This is a genomic window from Rhizobium leguminosarum bv. viciae USDA 2370 (genome assembly GCF_002008365.1).
Lineage (GTDB): Bacteria > Pseudomonadota > Alphaproteobacteria > Rhizobiales > Rhizobiaceae > Rhizobium > Rhizobium leguminosarum.
Map to the genome: position 1 here is coordinate 1 of NZ_MRDL01000057.1, position 3,059 is coordinate 3,059.

At 55.4% G+C, this 3,059-nt stretch carries 3 protein-coding genes and 1 pseudogene; 2 read left to right on the forward strand and 2 right to left on the reverse strand.

The genetic code is table 11. The annotated features are described in order from the left end of the window. Positions 1 to 224 precede the first annotated feature (224 nt). Complete coding sequence (locus BS629_RS34125; protein WP_245315125.1) at positions 225 to 584, forward strand: hypothetical protein; 360 nt, start codon at positions 225 to 227, stop codon at positions 582 to 584. After that, positions 583 to 708, forward strand: a pseudogene (locus tag BS629_RS38760) (IS110 family transposase); the annotation flags it as partial. The gene BS629_RS34125 and the pseudogene BS629_RS38760, both read left to right, overlap by 2 nt. A gap of 233 nt (positions 709 to 941) precedes the next feature. On the opposite strand, the gene BS629_RS34130 reads toward BS629_RS38760, so the two are convergent. After that, entirely contained in the window at positions 942 to 2,003 is a 1,062-nt protein-coding gene (locus BS629_RS34130; protein WP_077988782.1) for a sensor histidine kinase, read from the reverse strand. Next, a complete protein-coding gene (locus BS629_RS34135; protein ID WP_077988783.1) occupies positions 2,000 to 2,659 on the reverse strand; it encodes a response regulator transcription factor in 660 nt (219 codons plus the stop codon). The genes BS629_RS34130 and BS629_RS34135 overlap by 4 nt, the downstream gene beginning before the upstream one ends. Positions 2,660 to 3,059: the final 400 nt, after the last annotated feature.

The following is a 3,059-nucleotide window of genomic DNA, read 5'->3' on the forward strand; positions in this document are numbered from 1 at the left end:
ATCTCCTGTTCCTGGCATCTAAGCCGAAGTCAGGTAGAAATTCCACTTATCCCCGCTGTGCAGATTTCCCGAGCCAGCTCTTTTTGACCTTCATTCATAACTAGGTGTCCACCTCTTTTAGGTGGACACCTAGTGCCAAAACTCACTCAACTACAGAAGGTGCGGAGAAATTCGCGCTTACCTTTCTTCCGCTCCTCACCTATCCGGATGCGACTTCGGAATTCATGATTGTCAACGACGTCGCACTTGCGCACCAGATGCAGGCGACGCTTACCGTCTGTGCGGTGGAGATTGCCATCCCCGACGTATCCAATGCACTGTCGTCGCTGATCATCGATGCGGCGAAGATGGCGCGGGACGCTGAGGGCCGTCAGTCGCAATCGTGCCTCGGCGCTGACGGCATGGCGGTCGCTGCTTGCGTGGATGTGCGCACGCGCGAGCTCAAGACTACGGAGCCTTTCGTCGTCGAGGTCCTCGCGGAAGCATCGCGCGCCTACGATCTCGTACTGCTGGAAGCGGCGAGGATCTCCCGTCCGATCGTCGAAGCAGTGCTATTTGTATCCGGTCGGCCCCTCATCCTCTAAGCTGCGTGAGCGGCTGGGCTTCAAGCGCGCTGCAGTGGCGGTCGCCCGAAAGCTTGCGGTCATCATGCACAGCATGCTCAAGACAGGAGACGTCTTCAACAGATCGGCCGGCGCTCCCGCATAAGCGAAGTGTCAACCTTCTTTCCCTCAGCGCGTCAAACCTGATGTGAGGCACTGAGCGTCCCAGCTGCGGGCGTGGGTCGCCGCGCGCCCAAGTGCCTCCTCGCTCTGGCGACGTCGACGCGCACAAGCTTCCGACCTTCTCCATCGCTTGGTGTCGACCTATTTGGTGGCCGCCAACTGCCAGACATCCCTCAACCAAAGAAGTGTGAGGAAACTCGCGCTTACGAACCAGCATCACTCAGGGAAGTGAACGGTAACCTCAAATCCATCGTCGCTGCCTTGCGCCGGCGAATCAAGTTTAAGAGTGCCACCCAGTTTCTTGACCACCTTGTCGACTAGGTAGAGGCCAATCCCCGAGCCCCGAGCGTTAGTCCCACCACGTTTGAATTTATCTGTTAGCTTTTTCAAATCTTGAGGGGGTACAATCTGCCCACGGTTTATAACAGTGAAGGCGCCATTACTTGCAAAGGACACCCCAATCCTGCCAGCGGGGGCACCGTGGATGAGGGCATTTGTGAACAAATTACGGAAAATTACTACAATGGATTCGGCGTCAACGTTCCGGATCAAGGAAGGGCAATGAAGGGTGTCGCAAATTATCCTTCCAGCGTATGGCGTGTAGTCCCCGAACTGCTGATCTATCACAGCCCGACATACTTGCACTAAATCAATTGGATCGTGAGAGCCTTCGCCGAAAATTGAATTGGCTCGGGTAACTTCACGGATTTTTTGTAATAGGCTTGGAACGAGCGACACATTCTCCAAAACGGAGCGGACGCGGTCCTCCAGGGGATTGCCTCGGAGCTCGCCAAGCACGATTTCCCCTTGAAGTTTGGCGCCTGCGATCAGGTTATTCACCTCATGTTCGGCGCATTCAATGAAGTCGCGCTCGCGTGCGGTCTCCTCGCGCTGGAAGATTACTTCATCGAGAAGCCTATTGATCGAACCCTGTGTGGCGAGTGGCGCGGGGCGATCGTTCGTGCTCAGGCGTGTGGCATTGTTGTCAAAGAGCCCTGCTGAGATGTCCGCCTCCAGTGCGTAAATGAAAGCCCTCAGTTCTTCGTTAGACGCACTCAGTTCTCTATTGGACGCTATTAGCCGCTGGATCATTATCATTGCTACCTGTATTGAGCGACGGCTGACAAGCGCCAATCCAAATACGTTATGAAAGTTGCCGTCGTGTAAAACTGGATAAAAGCTGGTGCTTCGACGGACGGGCCGTTGGCAAAATTGCTCGCGATCAGCGCGGCCATCGTTGTGCGAAAGCGATGAGCTGGAGAGCAGCCGATTCTTCATTTGGCCACGAGCTTGTAACCGTAGCCACGCACGGTCTCTATCCGATCCCCGCCAATTTTTTTGCGCAGCCGGGAGACATAAACCTCCACAGTGTTGCTCTCGAACTCAGAGCCGAAATCATAGAGCGCGGATTCAATGGTATGCCTTTCGACGAGGCGTCCAACTCGGTTCAGAAGACACTCTAACACTGCCCATTCGCGTGGGGACAGGCCGACGGGCGCGCCGTCACGCTCGACCAGTCTCTCAGACCGCCGTATGATAAGCGTCCCGACTCGGATTTCCGGAAGCTCGCAGACGCTCCGGCGACGTATCGCACTGTTGATGCGAGCGAAAAGCTCGTCCTGATGGTACGGCTTAGTTATAAAGTCGTCAGCTCCCGCATCAAGAAGCCGGATGCATTCCATTATGCCAGCCTGCCCCGACACCATGACAATCGGCGTCGGATCAGATCGCTTCCTGATGCTACGGAGGATGTCTTCACCGCTACAGTCCGGCAGCACATAGTCGAGAAGGATACATCCGAAAGAGCCCGAAAGCACTAACTCCTCCGCGAAAGCCCCGGTCTTTGCCCACTCGACCGCAAAGCCCTTAGCCCTGCAAATTGTGACGATGGTAGTTCCCTGGGCTATATTGTCTTCAACGAGTAGAATATTCACATCGGCTCCTCCCTGCCCGCTCCGCTTTATTGGACTAAGCTGACGATAGCCTGAACGGCGATCCTATCAGACGCAGAGCCCGACGGAGGCATTGTCGTCCATGCGTCACGCCCGCCCCTTCCAGGGATAGGCAAAATTGACGCAACCGGCTCAGGCTGCAACGGAAAAACTGTCGGATCGACTTTGTCTGAACTCCGAGTCTGTTGGGCTTCGGCCCGGTCTTGGAAATGCGTCCACCTTTGACTTGCTGTGTTTTTGACGGGTAGCAACACGTGTCAGCTGATTAACCGAATGTCCCGCTAGATCTTATAAAGTGCGACGGCGATGTCACGTTGTTTCATGGACGCCTGAACAAGGCGCTTGTTTGTGACGTCAGGCAGTTGCGCCGGTCACGGCTTTC

Bases quoted from the DNA above. Each gene is read 5' to 3' on its own strand.
- BS629_RS34125 (WP_245315125.1), top strand. From the start codon at position 225: ATGATTGTCAACGACGTCGCACTTGCGCACCAGATGCAGGCGACGCTT.
- BS629_RS34130 (WP_077988782.1), bottom strand. From the start codon at position 2,003: ATGAAGAATCGGCTGCTCTCCAGCTCATCGCTTTCGCACAACGATGGC.